The organism is Escherichia sp. HH41S (assembly GCF_009820115.1).
GTDB classification, from domain to species: Bacteria; Pseudomonadota; Gammaproteobacteria; order Enterobacterales; family Enterobacteriaceae; genus Escherichia; species Escherichia coli_F.
In genome coordinates, this window is record NZ_VNXE01000018.1 from 1 (window position 1) to 406 (window position 406).

The window sequence follows — 406 nt, forward strand, 5'->3', positions numbered from 1 at the left end:
TGACGGTCACACCGTTATGTTCAAATGATTCGGTTTTCAGGAACATCGCTGACTCTCCGGATTAACTGGCGGTGACGTTGATTTCTGCAACCGCAGCAAACTCACCATTACCGGATACGACCGGAATGTTGACCTTGCCTGCAGCAACACCTTTCACGGTGATGGTCATACCACTGACCGACACGGTGGCTTTTGTTTTATCCGCAGACACCGCACGGAAGCTCTTGTCGGTTGCGCCCTCCGGCTGGAATGCCACGGTCAGCGTGGTGCTCTGCCCTTTCACTACGGAAGCACTGGCGGGTGTCACCGTCATGCCGGTTGTCGCCGTCACCGTGCTGCGATCTTCTGCCATCGACGGACGTCCCACATTGGTGACTTTCACCGTGCGGGTGATCACTTCCTTCGC

The 406-nt window shown here is 56.2% G+C and carries 1 protein-coding gene; it reads right to left on the reverse strand.

Features of this window, described 5'->3' with window-relative positions:
- Positions 1 to 61: 61 nt before the first annotated feature.
- The coding region (locus tag FQZ95_RS05175; protein ID WP_160529954.1) for an Ig-like domain-containing protein at positions 62 to 406 on the reverse strand (345 nt) is incomplete at its 5' end.